18 protein-coding genes are annotated in these 17,235 nt (G+C 68.5%); 5 read left to right on the forward strand and 13 right to left on the reverse strand.

Annotated elements, in window-relative coordinates; all coding sequences use genetic code 11:
• Positions 1 to 66: 66 nt before the first annotated feature.
• Together ACFQ7F_RS39330 and ACFQ7F_RS39335 are read right to left on the reverse strand one after the other, a co-directional pair.
• The gene (locus ACFQ7F_RS39330; protein WP_383282013.1) at positions 67 to 1,656 is read right to left on the reverse strand and encodes an FAD-binding oxidoreductase; all 1,590 of its coding nucleotides are present in this window, start codon (positions 1,654 to 1,656) and stop codon (positions 67 to 69) included.
• Between the two features lie 153 nt (positions 1,657 to 1,809).
• A complete protein-coding gene (locus ACFQ7F_RS39335) occupies positions 1,810 to 1,965 on the reverse strand; it encodes a hypothetical protein (RefSeq protein WP_383282015.1) in 156 nt (51 codons plus the stop codon).
• 118 nt (positions 1,966 to 2,083) lie between these two features.
• Here ACFQ7F_RS39335 and ACFQ7F_RS39340 point away from each other — a divergent pair, with 118 nt between their 5' ends.
• The gene (locus ACFQ7F_RS39340) at positions 2,084 to 2,902 is read left to right on the forward strand and encodes a hypothetical protein (protein WP_383282018.1); all 819 of its coding nucleotides are present in this window, start codon (positions 2,084 to 2,086) and stop codon (positions 2,900 to 2,902) included.
• A gap of 149 nt (positions 2,903 to 3,051) precedes the next feature.
• Positions 3,052 to 3,237, forward strand: a complete 186-nt coding sequence (locus ACFQ7F_RS39345; protein WP_383282020.1) for a hypothetical protein — start codon at positions 3,052 to 3,054, stop codon at positions 3,235 to 3,237.
• A gap of 117 nt (positions 3,238 to 3,354) precedes the next feature.
• On the opposite strand, the gene ACFQ7F_RS39350 is transcribed toward ACFQ7F_RS39345, so the two are convergent.
• A complete protein-coding gene (locus tag ACFQ7F_RS39350; protein ID WP_383282023.1) occupies positions 3,355 to 3,711 on the reverse strand; it encodes a metal-sensitive transcriptional regulator in 357 nt (118 codons plus the stop codon).
• Positions 3,712 to 3,933: 222 nt separating this feature from the next.
• On the opposite strand from ACFQ7F_RS39350, the gene ACFQ7F_RS39355 reads away from it, so the two are divergent.
• Both ACFQ7F_RS39355 and ACFQ7F_RS39360 read left to right on the forward strand, forming a co-directional pair.
• Entirely contained in the window at positions 3,934 to 4,554 is a 621-nt protein-coding gene (locus tag ACFQ7F_RS39355; protein WP_383282026.1) for a DUF47 domain-containing protein, read from the forward strand.
• A gap of 9 nt (positions 4,555 to 4,563) precedes the next feature.
• A complete protein-coding gene (locus ACFQ7F_RS39360) occupies positions 4,564 to 5,562 on the forward strand; it encodes an anion permease (protein WP_383282029.1) in 999 nt (332 codons plus the stop codon).
• Between the two features lie 229 nt (positions 5,563 to 5,791).
• Here ACFQ7F_RS39360 and pstB read toward each other — a convergent pair whose 3' ends face one another.
• From pstB to ACFQ7F_RS39410, 10 genes are all read right to left on the reverse strand, one after another.
• A complete protein-coding gene (gene pstB / locus ACFQ7F_RS39365) occupies positions 5,792 to 6,568 on the reverse strand; it encodes a phosphate ABC transporter ATP-binding protein PstB (RefSeq protein WP_383282032.1) in 777 nt (258 codons plus the stop codon).
• A 49-nt stretch (positions 6,569 to 6,617) separates the two neighbouring features.
• Positions 6,618 to 7,667: a phosphate ABC transporter permease PstA gene (gene pstA / locus ACFQ7F_RS39370; protein ID WP_383282035.1), complete on the reverse strand. Its 1,050-nt coding sequence runs from the start codon at positions 7,665 to 7,667 to the stop codon at positions 6,618 to 6,620.
• Complete coding sequence (gene pstC, locus ACFQ7F_RS39375) at positions 7,664 to 8,692, reverse strand: phosphate ABC transporter permease subunit PstC (RefSeq protein ID WP_383282038.1); 1,029 nt, start codon at positions 8,690 to 8,692, stop codon at positions 7,664 to 7,666. The genes pstA and pstC overlap by 4 nt, the downstream gene beginning before the upstream one ends.
• A 117-nt stretch (positions 8,693 to 8,809) precedes the next feature.
• The gene (pstS, locus tag ACFQ7F_RS39380; RefSeq protein ID WP_383282040.1) at positions 8,810 to 9,940 is read right to left on the reverse strand and encodes a phosphate ABC transporter substrate-binding protein PstS; all 1,131 of its coding nucleotides are present in this window, start codon (positions 9,938 to 9,940) and stop codon (positions 8,810 to 8,812) included.
• Positions 9,941 to 10,184: 244 nt separating this feature from the next.
• Positions 10,185 to 10,619: an NUDIX hydrolase gene (locus tag ACFQ7F_RS39385; protein ID WP_383282043.1), complete on the reverse strand. Its 435-nt coding sequence runs from the start codon at positions 10,617 to 10,619 to the stop codon at positions 10,185 to 10,187.
• Positions 10,616 to 11,728 carry a CHAD domain-containing protein gene (locus tag ACFQ7F_RS39390; RefSeq protein WP_383282046.1) on the reverse strand — a complete coding sequence of 371 codons (1,113 nt, stop codon included), beginning with the start codon at positions 11,726 to 11,728 and terminating at the stop codon, positions 10,616 to 10,618. Before ACFQ7F_RS39390 ends, ACFQ7F_RS39385 begins: the two co-directional genes overlap by 4 nt.
• Positions 11,709 to 13,955, reverse strand: coding sequence for an RNA degradosome polyphosphate kinase (locus ACFQ7F_RS39395; protein WP_383282049.1), 2,247 nt, complete (start codon positions 13,953 to 13,955; stop codon positions 11,709 to 11,711). Before ACFQ7F_RS39395 ends, ACFQ7F_RS39390 begins: the two co-directional genes overlap by 20 nt.
• 224 nt (positions 13,956 to 14,179) lie before the next feature.
• Positions 14,180 to 15,097, reverse strand: a complete 918-nt coding sequence (locus ACFQ7F_RS39400; protein WP_383282052.1) for an ABC transporter permease — start codon at positions 15,095 to 15,097, stop codon at positions 14,180 to 14,182.
• Complete coding sequence (locus tag ACFQ7F_RS39405) at positions 15,094 to 15,993, reverse strand: ABC transporter ATP-binding protein (protein ID WP_383282055.1); 900 nt, start codon at positions 15,991 to 15,993, stop codon at positions 15,094 to 15,096. Before ACFQ7F_RS39405 ends, ACFQ7F_RS39400 begins: the two co-directional genes overlap by 4 nt.
• Positions 15,990 to 16,406 (reverse strand): GntR family transcriptional regulator, encoded by a 417-nt coding sequence (locus tag ACFQ7F_RS39410; RefSeq protein WP_383282057.1) that lies wholly within the window; start codon positions 16,404 to 16,406, stop codon positions 15,990 to 15,992. The genes ACFQ7F_RS39405 and ACFQ7F_RS39410 overlap by 4 nt, the downstream gene beginning before the upstream one ends.
• Positions 16,407 to 16,550: 144 nt before the next feature.
• Here ACFQ7F_RS39410 and ACFQ7F_RS39415 point away from each other — a divergent pair, with 144 nt between their 5' ends.
• Complete coding sequence (locus ACFQ7F_RS39415) at positions 16,551 to 17,108, forward strand: hypothetical protein (RefSeq protein WP_383282060.1); 558 nt, start codon at positions 16,551 to 16,553, stop codon at positions 17,106 to 17,108.
• The last annotated feature ends 127 nt before the right edge of the window (positions 17,109 to 17,235 follow it).

Genomic DNA, 17,235 nt, shown 5'->3' on the forward strand with positions numbered 1-17,235 from the left:
GGGCTCCGCCCCCTGGACCCCCGACAAGATGTCCTCAAACGCCGGACGGGCTGGATTTCCAGCTCCTCACAACGCCTGAGCGAAGTCGAAGAACCGGTTCGGGTCGTACTGCTTCTTGAGCTTCTTCAGGCGGCCCGCCGCCGAACCGTAATAGGCCTCGCGCCAGTTGCTCAGCGTCGGGTCCGCGTAGTTCTGGTACGCCGCGCCGGACGCGTATCGGGCCATCGCCCCGTGGGCGGTTTTGAGCCAGGCCTGGGCCGGCTTGCCGGAGGTGCCCGGGCGCCAGGACGCGATGTACTGCGCAAGCATCCGCGAGCGGCGGTGGACGAAGGCCGTGGCCGTCGGGTCGACCCGGTTGATCGCGCCGCCGAGAGCGGTCAGCGCGATGCTGCCCCCGCTCGCGCCCGTCACGTTCTCCACCTGGGACAGGAGCGTGCGGATGCCAGCCGCCGAGAGCGAGCGGTCGAAGAAGTCTGAACTCGCCGCGTACGTCTCGCGGTTCAGCGCACCCTGCGTGCTCCGGCCCGGCGTCGCGCCCGGCAGGTGGCACTGGGCGTCCGACGAGAAGGACGAGCAGCCCGCGTAGACCTCCATCGACTCCTCGTACGAGCGCCGCTTCAGCGAGACGCTGCGGGCCGGGGCGCCGATCTTGTCGGCCAGGCGGTCCACCGCGTTCTGGAGTTCGCCGTACGTGCCGAGGGAGAAGCACGCGACCGAGACCGTGGGCGTGCCGCCCGGTGTGTTGGCGATGTGCGCCGACGACCAGATTTCGTCCGGCTGGTCGGGGCCCCACTCCTGCCACGCCTTGATGACCGCCGCCGCCTTCGACCAGGGCCACGTCATGTAGGCCGAGACACCCTGGGGAGCCGCGTGCGTGCGGAAGGTCAGCTCCGTCACCACGCCGAAGTTCCCGTTCCCCGCGCCCCGCAGCGCCCAGAACAGGTCCTTGTTCTCGGTCTTGCTCGCCGTCAGCTGCTTGCCGTCCGCCGTGATGAGCGTTGCCGAGGTGAGGCTGTCGCAGGTCAGGCCGTACGCCCGTGACACCACTCCGTGGCCGCCGCCCAGCGTCAGGCCCGAGACGCCGACCGTCGGGCAGGAGCCCGCCGGGATCGTCACGCCCTTCGCGGCAAGCGCGCGGTACACGTCGATCAGCTTCGCGCCCGCGCCGACCGTGGCGGTCGATCCGCTGGCGCGCGTTTTGTTCAGCTTTGATACGTCGACTATCAGGCGGCCCGTGCCGGACGACCAACCCCCGTAGGAGTGGCCGCCGTTGCGTATGGAGACCGGGACGTCGTGCGCGCGGGCGTAGGTCAGAGTCGTGCGGATGTCGTCCGGGTTCGCCACGTACGCGACCGCCGTCGGCTTCAGGCTGTCGTAGCGCGTGTTGTAGAGCTGGCGGGCTGCCGCCCACTGTGCCTCGCCCGGCTTGACCAGGGTGCCGTCCAGGTCCTTGGCGAGGGCGGTGAGGTTCGCCGCTGCGGACGCGGCGGCGCTCGATGTGCGCAGGGGAGTGCCGGAGCGCGAGGCGCCCGCGCTGCGGGAGGTGGCGTCACCGCCGCCTCCGGCGCCGCTGCCCCCGCCGGAGCTGCTGCAGCCCGCTGCCGCGAAGGCCGCCGTCGCCGCCGCCGTGGTGCTGATGAACGTACGCCGTTCCATGACCCGCCTCCCGTTGCTTCCCATGGAGTACGAGACGGCGTACGGGGCTCATGGGTTCCTGTGGGTGGCAAGGGGAGTTGTGCGCGGCGACCTGCGACCGGCGACCTGCGACCGACGCCTACCGCCTACCCGTCCGCCTATCCGCCCGACCGACTACCCGTCCGACAGGTGGGACTCCGCGTCCGTCCTGGCCTTGCTGCGCGCTCTGCGGGCCGGGCCACGCCAGCCACAGCTGCACCGGGCCGCACAGAAGCGGCCCTGTTCGACCGTCGTCGTGCGGTGGGGTTCGTCCTGTTGCTCGTCGGCCACGTCTCCACCGTACCCACGCCGGGTGAACGCCCCTGCGCGTGACGGGTCAACGTACCGGTCGTTACACGGAACGACAGGGGGCTACAGACCTCGCGGGAAGGCTTGGGGGTAGTCGGCGATGGGTCAGCAGCACAGACGCACAGGCGGGGCGGTCCTCACGGCCGCGGCGGTGAGTCTCATGGCCGTCGCCACGGGGTGTTCGGGGGGCGGTGCCGCGGCCGACGACGGGCGGGCCTCCGAGGACGCCGTCGACGTGGTGCGGGAATCCGCCGACGCCCTTGTCCGCGCGGGGACTTCCGAGGCGCGTACGTCCATGGAGATGGCAAGCGGCGGTACTCGCGTGACCATCCGTGGGCAGGGCTCGTACGACTTCAGGCGGCAGGTGGGGCGGTTCGTGGTGATCCTTCCGAAGGATCCCGCCGGGGACGACGAGCACCGTCCCATCACGGAGCTGATGGCGAGCGGCGCGCTCTACATGAAGAACCGCGGCGCCGGGGTGCCCGCGGACAAGTGGGTACGGATCGACACGGCGACGCTCTCGGACGGCAACCTGGTCACGGGCGGGGCCACCGATCCGCTTGCCGCGGCGGAACTGCTGCGGGGCGTGCATAAGGCGGCGTACGTCGGGGAGACGGCGGTGGCGGGCGTGAAGGTGCGGCACTACCGCGGGATCGCGGACCTGCCGAGCGCCGCGAAGTCCGCTTCCCAGGGGCAGCGGTCGGCCCTGCGGGCGGCGGCGAAAGGGTTCAGCAAGGGCCGGGTGCCGTTCGACGCGTACCTCGACGAGCAGGGGCGGTTGCGGAAGCTGCGGCAGCAGTTCAGTGTCGCGAACGCAGAGGTGGCGTCGACCACGCTGCTCTTCGACTTCGGGGTACGGGTGGACGTGCGGCTGCCCGCGAGCGAGGACATCTTCGCGGGGAAGATCGCCGAGAAGTGAGGATCGCCGAGAAGTAGGGCCGGCGGTTCGGGGGACCCGGCTAGTCGCGCTCGGTGGCGGAAATGGTCCGTCCGTGCCATGCGCGGTGCGTAGGCCGCTCCCTACTCTAGGAAGTCGGTACCGGCAGGAAGCAAGGTCAGGAAGAGGTGATGAACGTGGCTCTGGTGCGCGGTACGACTGTTCAGGACCACGTTGCCCTTGCCGAGATCGAGCTGTGCGGTGAACTCATCATCGCGGCGTCCGCCGCCGGTGAGGATCGGCTGAGCGCCGACCGCATTGACGAGGTCCTGAAAGTCTCCACCGATGTGGGGCAGCTGGGCAATAACCGGGACTAGTTCCGGAACGAACCCCGGTCCACCGGGGCGGGGAAGCGGCCCGGGCCCTGCCGCGTCCCTTCACTCACTTCGAGACTCGCTTCGAGTTCAGGTGCGCACCATGCGGAAACGCGAAGCTCAGGTGCGCATCATGCGCGCGATCGCCTTCGTCGCTTCCTCGACCTTCGCGTCGATCTCGTCGCCGCCCTTGACCGCCGCGTCCGCCACGCAGTGACGCAGGTGCTCCTCGAGGAGCTGGAGGGCGAAGGACTGCAGAGCCTTCGTGCCCGCCGAGACCTGGGTGAGTATGTCGATGCAGTAGACGTCTTCCTCGACCATCCGCTGCAGGCCCCTGACCTGCCCCTCGATACGCCGCAGCCGTTTGAGGTGCTCGTCCTTCTGCTTGTGGTAGCCATGGACGCCCTGGTCGTGGCCGCCGGTCTCGGAGGGCGCCTCGGTGTTCATGGCCACACCGGCCGCATCAGTGGTCGTCATCGCGTCCTCCTGCTTGGACAGTCACTCTGCTGGGCAGTCATAGAAAAGCCACTGGCTCAACTGGCTTCCTATACCCCTAGTGGGTATAGGATACTCGATTGCTCGGGGGGCGTGCTGATCACTGTTCCTGATGGGCGACACTGGGGTCTGGCCGGTTAGCCGTGGCCGGATGATGCGCCTAGCATCAGCCTGACCGAATCCAAAGCACCCCGAGGACCCCACGTGCGCTTTCGTCTGACCCCCAGGGAGACGAGCTTCTACGACATGTTCGCCGCTTCTGCGGACAACATTGTCACGGGCTCGAAGCTCCTGATGGAACTGCTCGGGGCTGACGCCTCCGCCCGAGTCGAGATCGCAGAGCGTATGCGGGCAGCGGAGCACGCTGGAGATGACGCGACACACGCGATCTTCCACCAGCTGAACTCCTCCTTCATCACGCCTTTCGACCGCGAGGACATCTACAACCTGGCGTCGTGCCTGGACGACATCATGGACTTCATGGAGGAGGCCGTCGACCTGGTCGTTCTTTACCAGGTCGAGGAACTCCCCAAGGGAGTCGAGCAGCAGATCGAGGTCCTGTCGCGAGCCGCCGAGCTCACGGCCGAGGCCATGCCGAATCTGCGGACGATGGACAACCTCACCGAGTTCTGGATCGAGGTCAACCGTCTGGAGAACCAGGCCGACCAGATTCACCGCAAGCTTCTCGCTCAGCTCTTCAACGGCAAGTACGACGCCATGGAGGTACTGAAGCTCAAGCAGATCGTCGACGTGCTTGAAGAGGCGGCCGACGCGTTCGAGCACGTCGCCAACACGGTGGAGACCATCGCGGTCAAGGAGTCCTGAGGCCTCTCCATGGACACCTTTGCTTTGATCGTGACCATTGGCGTCGCGCTCGGATTTACGTACACGAATGGCTTTCACGACTCTGCGAACGCCATCGCCACTTCTGTCTCCACCCGTGCGCTGACGCCCCGCGCGGCACTCGCGATGGCCGCCGTCATGAACCTCGCGGGCGCCTTCATGGGCAGCGGGGTCGCCAAGACGGTCAGTAAGGGTCTGATCGAGACGCCCGAAGGCAACAAGGGAATGTGGATCCTCTTTGCCGCCCTGGTGGGCGCCATTGTCTGGAACCTCGTCACCTGGTACTTCGGGCTGCCTTCCTCCTCCTCCCACGCACTTTTCGGTGGAATGGTCGGAGCCGCGCTCGCCGGTGGAATCGGGGTGATCTGGTCCGGAGTCCTCGACAAGGTCGTGATTCCGATGTTCCTTTCGCCCGTCGTCGGCCTGATCGCCGGTTATCTGGTGATGTGCGCGATCATGTGGATGTTCCGGAAGTCCAACCCGCACAAGGCCAAGCGCGGATTCCGTATCGCGCAGACGGTGTCCGCGGCCGGTATGGCGCTCGGACACGGCCTGCAGGACGCGCAGAAGACGATGGGCATCGTGGTGATGGCCCTGGTCATCTCCGATGTGCAGAGTGCTGACGCGCCGATTCCGATCTGGGTCAAGATCTCCTGTGCGCTGATGCTCTCGCTCGGTACCTACGCGGGCGGCTGGCGCATCATGCGTACGCTCGGCCGCAAGATCATCGAGCTGGACCCGCCGCAGGGATTCGCCGCGGAGACCACCGGCGCGGGCATCATGTTCACCACCGCGTTCATGTTCCACGCGCCGATCTCCACCACGCACGTGATCACTTCCGCGATCATGGGCGTGGGCGCCACGAAGCGGGTGAACGCGGTGCGCTGGGGCGTTGCCAAGAACATCATTCTCGGCTGGTTCATCACGATGCCGGCCGCTGCGATCGTCGCTGCCGTCAGTTTCTGGATCGTGAATCTCGCGTTCCTGTGATGCTGAGGTGACGGCACCCGCGGCGTCTGTCTCGGCTGGGGGTCCGGGGGTTATCCCCCGGGAGAATGCAGCTGGATCGTGAATCTAGCGTTCCTCTAGCGAGTAGCCGGCGGTAAAAGCACAACGGAAAGGCCCGCCCCCGGGAGCCAGGGGCGGGCCTTTCTTTGTTGCCCCTGCGGTGGCACCGCCATGCAGCACCGCAAGGAGTCGGGGACAGCCGGGATACGGCTCAGCCGAAACGGCCCGAGATGTAGTCCTCGGTCGCCTGCACGGACGGGTTGGAGAAGATCCGCTCAGTGTCGTCGATCTCGACGAGCTTGCCGGGCTGGCCGACCGCCGAGAGGTTGAAGAAGGCCGTACGGTCCGAGACGCGCGCCGCCTGCTGCATGTTGTGCGTCACGATGACGATCGTGAAGCGCTCCTTCAGCTCGCCGATCAGGTCCTCGATCGCGAGCGTGGAGATCGGGTCGAGGGCCGAGCAGGGCTCGTCCATGAGCAGGACCTGGGGCTCGACCGCGATCGCCCGCGCGATGCACAGGCGCTGCTGCTGGCCGCCGGAGAGGCCGGATCCCGGCTTGTTCAGGCGGTCCTTGACCTCGTTCCAGAGGTTGGCGCCCTTGAGGGACTTCTCGACGATGGCGTTCAGCTCGCTCTTCTTGTACGAGCCGTTGAGCCGCAGGCCCGCCGCCACGTTGTCGAAGATCGACATCGTCGGGAACGGGTTGGGGCGCTGGAACACCATGCCGATCGTGCGGCGCACGGCGACCGGGTCGACGCCGGGACCGTAGAGGTCCTCGTCGTCCAGGAGCACCTTGCCCTCGACGCGGCCACCCGTGGTGACCTCGTGCATGCGGTTGAGGGTGCGCAAGAAGGTGGACTTGCCGCAGCCGGAGGGGCCGATGAAGGCCGTCACGGAGCGGGGCTCCACGGTCATCGAGATGTCCTCGATGGCCTTGTGGGCGCTGTAGTAAGCGGTCAGGCCCGATACGTCGATTCGCTTGGCCATGGGGATCACTGCCTTAAGGGGGATACGAGAGGGTCGCTGAGTGGCCGCCTCAGCGGCCCGTCTTGGGGGCCTTCCAGCGGGCTACGCCGCGGGCCGCCAGGTTGAGGATCATGATGAAGCCGATGAGGGCGAGGGCCGCCGCCCAGGCGCGGTCGTAACCTGCCTGGTTGCCCGCCGCGTACTGCTGGTAGATGTACAGCGGCAGCGAGGCCTGCGAGCCCTCGAACGGGTTCGTGTTGATCATGGGATTGACCCAGACCAGGAGCAGGACCGGTGCGGTCTCGCCCGCGATACGGGCGACCGCGAGCATGACGCCGGTCGTGATGCCGCCGATCGCGGTGGGCAGGACCACCTTCAGGATGGTCCGCCACTTCGGGATGCCGAGGGCGAGTGACGCCTCCCGCAGCTCGTTCGGTACGAGCTTGAGCATCTCCTCGGTGGAGCGCACGATCACCGGCATCATCAGGATGGCGAGCGCCATGGCGCCGGCCCAGCCGGAGAAGTCGAAGCCCAGGATCAGGATCCAGAAGCTGAGGACGAACAGGCCCGCGACGATCGACGGGATGCCGGTCATGACGTCCACGAAGAACGTGACGACCTTGGCGAGCTTCCCGCGCCCGTACTCGACGAGGTAGATCGCGGTGAGTAGGCCGATCGGCACGGCGATGACGGAGGCCAGGAGCACCTGCTCCAGGCTGCCGATGATCGCGTGGTAGATCCCGCCGCCGGGCTCGTCGTCCGCGACCACGCCCATGGAGTGGGTCAGGAAGTAGCCGTTGAAGACGTTCGAGCCGCGCTGAACGGTCTCGTAGATGAGCGAGGCCAGCGGGACGACGGCCAGGAGGAACATGACCCACACCATCGAGGTGGCGAGGCGGTCCTTGGCCTGGCGCCCGCCTTCGACGGCGACCGCGGCGGCGTACGAGACGACGATGAAGAGGATGGCCGCGATGAGGCCCCACTGGATGCGGCTGTCCAGGCCCGCGCCCACACCGATGCCGATGCCGACGGCGGCGGAGCCGAGCGCGACGACGGCCGGGGTCCAGCGCGGCAGGCGCGCGCCCTGAAGGCTCGTGGGCTTGACGATGGTGGCGCTCATGCGTTGGCCCCCGAGTACTCCTTGCGGCGCGCGATGATCATGCGGGCCGCGCCGTTGACCAGCAGCGTGATGATGAAGAGGACCAGGCCGGACGCGATGAGCGCGTCACGGCCGTACTCGGTGGCCTCGTTGAACTTGCTCGCGATGTTCTGCGCGAAGGTGCCGCCGCCGGGGTCGAGCACGGACGCGCTGATGAGGAAGGTCGGGGAGAGCACGGTGGCGACGGCGATGGTCTCGCCGAGCGCGCGGCCGAGGCCCAGCATCGAGGCGGAGATGACGCCGGAGCGTGCGAAGGGGAGCACCGAGATGCGGATGGTCTCCCAGCGCGTGGCGCCGAGCGCGAGCGCGGCCTCCTCGTGCATCTTCGGGACCTGGAGGAAGACCTCGCGGCTGACGTTCGTGATGATCGGCAGGATCATGATGGCGAGCAGGATGCCCACCGTCATCAGGGAGCGCGGGGCGCCGCCCTGGTACTCGAAGACGCCGGTCCAGCCGAAGTAGTCGTCGAGCCAGCTGTAGAGGCCGGTCAGGTTGGGTGCGACCACGAGGGCGCCCCAGAGGCCGTAGACGATCGACGGCACGGCGGCCAGGAGGTCGATCACGAAGGCGATGGGGGTCGCCAGCTTGCGCGGCGCGTAGTGCGAGATGAACAGCGCGATGCCGATGGCCACGGGGACGGCGATCACGAGGGCGATCACCGAGCTCACCACGGTGCCGAAGACCAGGACCGCGATGCCGAAGTACGGCTTGCCGCCGGTGGTGCCACCGGCCGGGTCCCACTCGAAGGTGGTGAGGAAGTTGCCCGTGTTGTCCGAGAGGGCGAGGGTCGCGCGGTAGGTCAGGAAGGCCGCGATGGCGGCCATGATCACGAGCAGTGCGATACCGGAGCCGCGCGAGAGACCGAGGAAGATCCGGTCTCCGGGGCGGGTCGCGCTGCGGCGCGGACGCTTGGGCGTGATGCCCGACGGCTGTACGTCGTCGCGACGAGGGGGTGGGGGTGCGGTCGTACTGCTTGGTATATCCATAGGATTCTCCGGTCTGCGGAGCCGATCACCGCTTCTTCAGCGGGCGTTGCTCCTGGCGGCGGTGCACCGGACGGTGCGGCCGGCCCTGACTCACGGGGCCGGCCGCACTCGGTTCAGCTAGCTCAGGCCCGCGACGGTCTTGCGGACCTTGGAGATGATCTCGGCCGGGATCGGCGCGTAGTCGTTCTCCTTGAGGACGTTCTGGCCGTCCTCGCTGGCGATGTAGGTCAGGAAGGACTTGGTCGCGGCCAGGGACTCGGCCTTGTTGCCCTTCTCGCAGAGGACCTCGTACGTCACCAGGGTGATCGGGTAGGCGCCCTCGGCGGTGGGCTTGTAGTTCAGCTCAAGGGCGAGGTCGTTGCCCTTGCCGACGACCTTGGCCTCGGAGATCGCCTTGGAGGCGTTGTCGACGGTGGCCTTCACCGGCTCCTTGGCGTCCGTCTTCAGGTCGACCGTGTTGATGCCGTCGGCGGCGTAGGAGAGCTCGAAGTACGAGATGGCGCCCTCGGTCTGCTTGACCTGGCCCGCGACACCGGAGGAGCCGTTGGCGGACTGGCCGCCCTTGGCCTCCCAGGACTTGCCGGGCTCGTGCGCCCAGGCGGACGGGGCCGCGCCCTTGAGGTACTTGGTGAAGTTGTCCGTGGTGCCGGACTCGTCCGAGCGGTGGAACGCCTGGATCTTGGTGCCGGGCAGCTTGGCGTCGGGGTTCAGCTTCTCGATCGCCTTGTCGTCCCACGTCTTGATCTTGTCGTCGAAGATCTTGGCGAGGGTCTCGGCGTCCAGGACGAGGTTGTCCACGCCGGGCACGTTGTAGCCGACGGCGATCGGGCCGCCGACCATCGGCAGGTCGATGGCCTGGCTGTTCTTGCAGACCTTCTTCGACGCCGCGATCTCCTCGGGCTTCAGCGCCGAGTCGGAGCCCGCGAAGGCGGTCTGGCCCTGCATGAACGCGGTGATGCCCGCACCCGAACCCGTCGGGTTGTAGTTCAGCTGAACGTCCTTGCAGGTGGTCGAGTAGACCTTCCGCCAGGCGTCGATCGCGTTCTTCTGCGCGGACGAACCGGAGGCCGCGAGCTGACCCTTGGCGTCATCACACTTGATGTTGGCGTTGGCGTTCGTCTTCTCGCCGGTGCCCCCGCTGCCGCCGCTCGTGTCGTCGGAGCCGCACGCCGTGAGGGCCAGGGCGCCGGAGACGGCGATGGCGCCGAGGGAGAGGGCGCGGAGCCGGTTCTTGCGCTGAAGCTTCACTTTCGGGTCTTCCTTCCGGGAGCCGCCGGCCCTTTGCTGGCGGCGTGCGAGGTCTTCGTCGTGCGGTCCTGCGGTCCTGCGGTCCTGCGGTGCTGCGGTCGTTCTGCGTTCTGCGGTCTTACGTTGTGTTGTAAGGCTGAAATTAGGCAGGGCAGGTGAAGTGACCAAAGGGCATGAGTGAACGGAGGGTGAACCTCGGCGGTCGGCCTGGTTAGGCAATGTGCTGCGGAACGTAGCGGATCATTTACGCCGGGTTGAGGACGCCGAGAAGGGCGTCGACAAGTTGCTGGTCACGGCGTTGCGTGAGGCGGTTGCGGGCCGCCGTCGGCGAGAGCCAGAGGATGCGGTCGACCTCGTTGTTCGGTGCGAAGCGGCCGTCGGCCACCTCCGCCGCCCAGTAACTGACCTCTTTGGGGCGGCCCTGGGCGATATAGCGGACCGTGGGGAGGCGGGCGCCGGGGGTGCAGCGGTGGCCTGTTTCCTCCTCTACCTCGCGCAGGGCGCCGTCGAGGGGAGTCTCGGCCCGCTTCAGCTTGCCCTTGGGGTGCGACCAGTCGTCGTACTTCGGCCGGTGCACGAGGCAGATCTCCAGCTCGCCGTCGTACGGGGAACGGCGCCACAGGACGCAGCCCGCGGCCCGTACGATCTCGCCTTCGCCGCGCGTCATGTTGTACGTCATGGGGTGCTCACCGTTTCCGTCTCGCGGAGCCAGGCCTGGTGGAACGCGAAACGGGCCGCTTCCACCTCATGACGCTGGTCGGCGTGCAGGACGCCGAGTGCGTACGCCGTCGCCGGGGCGATGCGGGGGGTGCGGGCGGCCGATGCCGCTGCCGACGCGGCGTCCGCGGCCTCGCGGTGGCGGTCCAGGGCGTGGCCCGCGTCCGCGAGGCGGAGGTCGTCGCCGGGCCTTCCGGTGAGGACCTCCTGGGCGTACCTGTGCAGGCGCAGGAGGGCGCGGGTCCGCAGCCAGGGGGCGTCCTGCGCCTCGGGCGCGGCGTCGGCTTCGGCGGCGAGGCCGTGCGTCAGCGCTTCCGCGTTGTACGGGTGGCCCGCCTGGCCCAGGGGGAGTGCGGCGATCGCCTCTGCGAGGTCGGTCTCCGCCTTCGCTGCGAGCGGCTTCAGGTCGTCTGCCGCGGTGGTCAGCGGGACCTCGCTGGCCAGTACGGCCACGTTGTCCGCCACTGCGTGGAAGCGGGATGAGCCGAAGGCTTGGAGGGCGGCGGAGTGGGCCCGCGTGCGGGCGAGGGTCAGCTGGCGTTCTAGCAACGCTGCTGCCTTTGCTGCGCCTACCGTCAGGCCTCTTGGGGCGGGGCCCTGTTCACCCGCACCCGGCGTCGGGGGCTGTGCCCACCCGTTCCGCCGTGCGGAACGCCTGCCCACAGTGGGAGCGCCAGCGGGGGCGGAGCCCGCAGCGGCGACATCGACGCGATCCGTGGGTGCCGGGACCGTCGGTGTGCCCGACAAGCGGTGTAGCGCGTCCAGCAGGCGTTCCAAGCGGGCCGCGTACGCGTGTTCGTGGGCCAGTGTGCCGGAGAGCCACGCCAGTTCGGGGCGCAGCCCGGCCGCCCACTCCGTGTCCAGGAGCGGGCGGAACGTGTGCAGGGTGCCGCCTATGCGGCGGGCCGCGCGGCGCAGGGCGCGGGCCGCCTCCAGGGACGCCTCCGCGCCCTGTGCGTCCGTCGTCGACTCGCGGTGCAGCCGCAGCGAGCGCAGGAACTCCGTGGCCTGGCCCTGCAGATAGGCCGACAGGACATCGCCTGTCGTCGTCTCATGGTTTAGCTGTGCCACGCCGGCGCCTCCGCGCGTCAATGAGCGTCTCCTGTACGTTCCGCAGGGGCTGGCCCTCCGGATCAAGCGCGTGCCGGGTCCAGTTGCCGTCCGCGCCCAGGTGCCAGGAGGCGGTGGTGTCCGACATGCCGGTCTCCAGGAGCCGGTTCAGCGTCGCCCGGTGTGCCGGGTCGGTGACCCTGACAAGCGCCTCGATGCGCCGGTCGAGGTTGCGGTGCATCATGTCGGCGCTGCCGATCCACACCTCGGGCTCGCCCGCGTTGCCGAAGGCGAAGACGCGGGAGTGCTCGAGGAAGCGGCCGAGCACGGAACGGACCCGGATCGTCTCCGAGAGCCCCGCGACACCCGGCCGCACCGCGCAGATCCCGCGCACCCACACGTCCACCGGCACACCCGCCTGCGAGGCGCGGTAGAGGGAGTCCACCACGGCCTCGTCGACCATCGAGTTGACCTTGATGCGTACGTAGGCAGGGCGGCCCGCGCGGTGGTGCTGGATTTCCTTGTCGATACGTGAAATGAGCCCGTCGCGCAGGGACTTGGGGGCGACGAGGAGACGGCGGTAGGTCTCGCGGCGCGAGTATCCCGAGAGCCGGTTGAAGAGGTCGGACAGGTCGGCGCCCACCTCCTGCTTGGCGGTGAGCAGCCCCAGGTCCTCGTAGAGCCTGGCCGTCTTGGGGTGGTAGTTGCCCGTACCCACGTGCGAGTAGCGGACCAGCGTCTCGCCTTCCTGGCGGACGACGAGCGACAGCTTGCAGTGCGTCTTCAGGCCGACCAGGCCGTAGACGACATGGCAGCCCGCCTCCTCCAGCTTCCGCGCCCACTTGATGTTCGCCTGCTCGTCGAAGCGCGCCTTGATCTCGACCAGGACGAGCACCTGCTTGCCCGACTCGGCGGCGTCGATCAGCGCGTCGACTATCGGGGAGTCGCCCGATGTCCGGTACAGCGTCTGCTTGATCGCGAGGACGTCCGGATCGGCGGCCGCCTGCTCCAGGAACGCCTGCACGGACGTGGAGAACGAGTCGTACGGGTGATGCAGGAGTACGTCGCGTTCGCGAAGGGCGGCGAAGATATCGGGGGCGGATGCCGACTCCACCTCGGCGAGGTCGCGGTGCGTGCCCGCGATGAACTTGGGGTATTTCAGCTCGGGCCGGTCGAGGGCCGCGATGCCGAAGAGCCCGGTCAGGTCGAGCGGGCCCGGCAGCGGATAGACCTCGGCCTCGCTGATCTTCAGCTCGCGCACCAGGAGGTCGAGGACGTTCCGGTCGATGGACTCCTCGACCTCAAGGCGGACGGGCGGACCGAAGCGGCGCCGCATGAGCTCCTTCTCCAGGGCCTGGAGGAGGTTCTCGGCGTCGTCCTCCTCGACCTCCAGGTCCTCGTTCCGGGTGAGCCGGAACATGTGGTGCTCCTGGATCTCCATGCCGGGGAACAGCTCCGCGAGATGCGCGGGAGCGGCTATGACGTCCTCGATGGGGACGTACCGCTGGGGGGAGGCCTCAAGGAAGCGGGAGAGGAGAGGCGGGACCTTCACGCGAGCAAAGTGTGTGTGTCCTGAGACCGGGTTGCGCACGACCACGGCGAGGTTGAGCGAGAGGCCCGAGATGTACGGGAAGGGGTGCGCCGGGTCGACCGCGAGGGGCGTCAGGACGGGGAAGATCTGCTGCCGGAAGAGCGTGAAGAGGCGGGACTGCTCCTTCTCGGTCAGCTCGGTCCAGCGGACCAGGTGGATGCCCTCGTCGGCGAGGCCGGGGGCGACGTCCTCCTGGTAGCAGGCGGCGTGCCGTGCCATGAGCTCGCGGGAGCGGTTCCAGATCAGCTCAAGGACCTCACGGGGCTGCAGACCTGAGGCCGAACGGGTGGCGACGCCGGTCGCGATGCGCCGCTTGAGGCCTGCCACCCGGACCATGAAGAACTCGTCCAGGTTCGAGGCGAAGATCGCCAGGAAATTAGCCCGTTCGAGGAGCGGGGTGTTCGGGTCCTCGGCGAGCTCCAGAACGCGCTCGTTGAAGGCCAGCCAGCTGCGCTCCCGGTCGAGGAACCGGCCCTGCGGAAGCTCCTGGCCGTCGTGCCCCACCTGGCCGTCCTCGTCGTACGCGTCGAGATCCGCGTCGATGTCGGGGTCGAGGTCGGACACCGCGGCCGACAGCGTGTGCGGGCGGTGAGCGGCGATGGAGCCTACGGAGGGCTGGGCGTGCTGGACCTGACCTTGCGTGCTGGGCTGGCTCATGGCCCCATTCTTCCGCGCGGGGACACCGATAGGCGCGTCGGAGAGTGCCGGGGTGAGGAAGAGCTTCCCGTTCTTGGGGGGAGGGTCGGGCACGGCGGGCTGCATTGAGTGAGGGTCGCAAGCCAGTCTGAATCACTGGTTACGGCGACATGACGTGCGGGACATGTACCGGAGTCCCCCGGACGTCTACACGTCCGGGGGACTGTTCTTTCCGGGCCCGGGCTTCAGGCCGTACGGCGCCTGAGCACGCGGAACGCGGCGTATGCGGCTGCGGCGGTGAGGGCGAGGACGATGCCGGTCTCGATGAACTGGACGTACCAGAAATGGGAATGGGGGTGGATGTCGGCGTACCAGCCGGTGACCTTGGTGTCACCGGCGGCGTTGTGGACCCCCATGTCCACGATGATGGAGTCCATGGGGGTTTCATGCATCGTGTAGCTCGTGCTCGTGCCCGATGCGGGCCCGGAGACCATGGTCACCGGGAACAGATGCCATCGCACGCTTCCCATGATCAGCAGCACGACGCCGGTGACAAGGCCGCTGACGGCAAGGGCCACCAGGGTGCGGCGCACCAGCAGGCCGACGAGCGTGCCGACCATGACGGCGAAGAGGCAGTACGCGACGAAGACCGGGCCGATGGACTCGTAGACGCCGCGGTCGGCCCAACTCAGGTTCCACATGCTCTCGACACCGGACCGGCCGAGCCAGAAGACCGCCATCAGCGCGAGCCCGCCGGCCACGCTCGTCACGGCGAACACCGTCAGCTTCGACATCAGCCAGCGCGCGGGCGACACCGACTGCGTCCAGGCGAGCTTGTGGGTACCCGACTCCATCTCGCGGGCGATGACCGGACCCGCGACGAAGGCGCCGATCAGGACGGGGATGAGGAGCATCCCCAGGGAGTAGCTCTGCAGGAACTGGTACAGCAGATCCCGTGCGCTGGCGAAGCCGAGGAACGTGTTCTCGCAGGGTCCTGTGCTGGTGCCGCATCCGTCGCTCGTCGCGGGGTAAGTCGCCGCCGCCCAACGGAAGTAGCCGGTCAGCAGGGCCGCGAGCACGACGAGGCCGAGCCCTGTCCGCAGCGCGGCGCGGTGTATCCGGACGTCGGCCCAGCGCGGACCGCGAAGGAGAGGGGAACTCATACCGTCACCTCGCGCTCGGTGGGGGTCGTGCTCGGCGTCAGGAGTGCGGGGGCCTCGGGTGAGCGCAGATGGGCCAGCAACAGTTCCTCCAGGGAGGGCTCTTCGACGTCCCAGCCGTCGCCGAGCGGGCCTTCGGGCCGGATCAGCGCGGTCAGGCCGCGCCCGGTGGCGCGGGATTCGACGACGGTGTGCGGGGCGAGGTCCTCGACGGGCCGGCGCCCGGTGACCAGGGCGTGCGCGCCGACGATGTCGTCGATGCCGCCGCCGAGCCGGACCCGGCCGCCGGACACGAGCAGCAAGTGGTCGCAGGAGTCGGCCAGTTCACCGACGATGTGCGAGGACATCACCACGGTGGTGCCGTGCTCGGTTGCCTCGGCCATCAGCGTCCCCATCAGCTGATGGCGGGCGAGCGGGTCGAGGTCGGCCATCGGCTCGTCCAGGAGCAGGAGTTCGGCCCGCTTGCCGAGCGCGAGGGCGAGCGCGACGCGGGTGCGCTGCCCGCCGGAGAGCGTGCGTACGCGCAGCTTCGGGTCCAAGTCCCCTTCGCGTACGACACGTTCGGCGAGGGCGGCGTCCCAGCGCCCGTGGTTCAGCTCGGCGCCGAGCCGCAGCGTGTCGGCGATGCTGAGCTGCGGGTAGAGCGGCTTGTCCTGGGCGACGTACGCGACGTGCTCACGCGCGGTGGCCGGGTCGGTGCCGAGCACGGAGAGCTTGCCGTCGGTGGGCCTCAGGAGCCCGGCCGCGAGGGCGAGCAGCGTCGACTTGCCCGCGCCGTTGGGTCCCACTACCGCGCAGATCCGTCCGGCGGGCAGCCGGAAGGAGCAGTCGCGCAGGGCATGGCCCCGCCGCCCGAAACTCATGGCAAGCGCGGCCGCCTCGATGGCGGTGTCGGTCATGCGTGGTCCCCCTTGGCTGTGTGCTCTGCGTGCTCTGACTCGGTGAACTGCTCTTCGAGTACGGCGCTGAACAGCGCCGCGACGTCGTCCCTCTCCAGACCGGAGGCGCGGGCACGGGCGGCCCACTGGCTCAGCTCGCCGCGCAGCGGGGAGTCGGTGGGCGTGGAGCCCAGCGACTTCCGCACGAAGGTGCCGAGCCCTCGGCGGGCCTCGACAAGGCCCTCGCGTTCCAGCTCGCGGTAGGCCTTCAGGACCGTGTTCGGGTTGATGGCCGTCGCCTCGACGACCTCACGGGCCGTGGGCAGCTTGTCGCCCGGCTCCAGCAGGCCGAGGCGCAGGGCCTGTTGGGTCTGCTGGACGATCTGGAGGTAGGTGGCGACGCCGCTGCGCCGATCGATACGGAACTCGACCATGCCCTTGCACCACCCTTTCACTAATTGAGTAGTGAAAGGGTGGTGCAAGAGGGTGCGTTCCGTCAAGGGGGAGGCGATCTTGTAGGGTCTGCCGCTCAGCATTGACGTGAACATGTATGGAAAGTCGGGGGACTTACCTTGTCCATGCCACCGCCGCCTCAGGGCGGCTATCAGCAGCCTCAGCAGCCGTACGGTCAGCAGCCGCAAGGCCAGCAGCCCTATGGGCAACAGCCGTACCAGGGGCAGCAGCCTTATCAGCCCCAGCAGCCCCAGCAGCCCTACGGTCAGCAGCCGTATCAGCCCCAGCCGCCTCAACAGCCCCAGCCCCAGCCCCAGCGCCCGCGCGGCGGTGGCGGTGGCGGCTCGTTCAACCGGCAGTCACCCCTGATGAAGGTGGTGGTCCTGCTCATCGCCGGTGTCGTCGCGGGCGTCTGGTGGTACTCAAGCCGCGGCAACACCACGGGCCCCGGCAGCGAGGCCGCCAAGGCGCCCACGGCCGCCGAGGTCGGCGACTGCGTGCAGAACAAGGGATCCGGCGGCAGCCCGGACATGGAGGTCGTCGACTGCTCCGGCACGACCGCGGAGTACAAGGTGACGAGCAAGCACGAAACCGAGTGCGAGCCGGGCGAGTCCCGCTATGAGCAGACCCGGCGCGGCCGGGTGCAGTACAGCATGTGCCTGAAGCCGGTCGAGCCGAAGTAGGCGAGAGGGCCGGATACAGGTTCTCGATGATGCCGTTGTGGACGACGGCGACCCGCCCCGAGTTGTCGAGGTGCGGGTGGGCGTTGCCGTCGGTGGGCCCGCCGTGGGTGGCCCACCGGGTGTGCCC

Source organism: Streptomyces sp. NPDC056486 (assembly GCF_042795295.1).
GTDB lineage: Bacteria > Actinomycetota > Actinomycetes > Streptomycetales > Streptomycetaceae > Streptomyces.

Bases quoted from the DNA above. Each gene is read 5' to 3' on its own strand.
- ACFQ7F_RS39330 (WP_383282013.1), bottom strand. From the start codon at position 1,656: ATGGAACGGCGTACGTTCATCAGCACCACGGCGGCGGCGACGGCGGCC.
- ACFQ7F_RS39340 (WP_383282018.1), top strand. From the start codon at position 2,084: ATGGGTCAGCAGCACAGACGCACAGGCGGGGCGGTCCTCACGGCCGCG.
- ACFQ7F_RS39345 (WP_383282020.1), top strand. From the start codon at position 3,052: ATGAACGTGGCTCTGGTGCGCGGTACGACTGTTCAGGACCACGTTGCC.
- ACFQ7F_RS39350 (WP_383282023.1), bottom strand. From the start codon at position 3,711: ATGACGACCACTGATGCGGCCGGTGTGGCCATGAACACCGAGGCGCCC.
- ACFQ7F_RS39360 (WP_383282029.1), top strand. From the start codon at position 4,564: ATGGACACCTTTGCTTTGATCGTGACCATTGGCGTCGCGCTCGGATTT.
- pstB (WP_383282032.1), bottom strand. From the start codon at position 6,568: ATGGCCAAGCGAATCGACGTATCGGGCCTGACCGCTTACTACAGCGCC.
- pstA (WP_383282035.1), bottom strand. From the start codon at position 7,667: ATGAGCGCCACCATCGTCAAGCCCACGAGCCTTCAGGGCGCGCGCCTG.
- pstC (WP_383282038.1), bottom strand. From the start codon at position 8,692: ATGGATATACCAAGCAGTACGACCGCACCCCCACCCCCTCGTCGCGAC.
- ACFQ7F_RS39385 (WP_383282043.1), bottom strand. From the start codon at position 10,619: ATGACGTACAACATGACGCGCGGCGAAGGCGAGATCGTACGGGCCGCG.
- ACFQ7F_RS39395 (WP_383282049.1), bottom strand. From the start codon at position 13,955: ATGAGCCAGCCCAGCACGCAAGGTCAGGTCCAGCACGCCCAGCCCTCC.
- ACFQ7F_RS39400 (WP_383282052.1), bottom strand. From the start codon at position 15,097: ATGAGTTCCCCTCTCCTTCGCGGTCCGCGCTGGGCCGACGTCCGGATA.
- ACFQ7F_RS39405 (WP_383282055.1), bottom strand. From the start codon at position 15,993: ATGACCGACACCGCCATCGAGGCGGCCGCGCTTGCCATGAGTTTCGGG.
- ACFQ7F_RS39410 (WP_383282057.1), bottom strand. From the start codon at position 16,406: ATGGTCGAGTTCCGTATCGATCGGCGCAGCGGCGTCGCCACCTACCTC.
- ACFQ7F_RS39415 (WP_383282060.1), top strand. From the start codon at position 16,551: ATGCCACCGCCGCCTCAGGGCGGCTATCAGCAGCCTCAGCAGCCGTAC.